1 protein-coding gene is annotated in these 453 nt (G+C 47.7%); it reads left to right on the top strand.

Annotated features, from left to right (window positions below; translation table 11 throughout):
* The coding region (locus J7R13_RS08930) for an alanine-zipper protein (RefSeq protein ID WP_246786344.1) at positions 1 to 453 on the top strand (453 nt) is incomplete at both ends.

Raw genomic sequence — 453 nt, 5'->3', positions numbered from 1 at the left:
GGTGAAGGGCCTAGCGGAAGAGGCGAAGCGTAAAGCGGAAGCAGCAGAAAAAATTGCGCAAGAATCTCAAAGTGCTTTGGATGAACTAAAACAAGTAGCTGGTAGTGCGAAGTCGACAGCAGAAGAAGCAAAAAAGGTTTCTGAAAGCGCCCATAAGAAGGCCGTACAGGTAGAGACAGTAGCGGATGAAGCGGAAAAAATAGCTAAAGAAGCCAAACAGACAGCTGGTTATGCCAACCATGATGCGGGTCAAGCTCGTAGTGAGGCGGAAAAGGCAAAAAGCACAGCGAATGAAGCGTGGAGTAAAGCTTACGACGCGAATGAAGTAGCCAATAACGCTAAGACTATAGCAAGTTTAGCGCGGATGTACTCGGATGAAGCCAAGAAAAAAGCCGAGGCAGCAGATTCACAAACCTATCAAGCCAAGAGCGAAGCTGAAAAAGCCAAGGAAGC

It is taken from the genome of Bartonella taylorii 8TBB, assembly GCF_902825155.1.
GTDB classification, from domain to species: Bacteria; Pseudomonadota; Alphaproteobacteria; order Rhizobiales; family Rhizobiaceae; genus Bartonella; species Bartonella taylorii_A.
The sequence above is the reverse complement of the archived record's forward strand: the minus strand, read 5'-3'. Positions and strand labels throughout refer to the sequence as shown.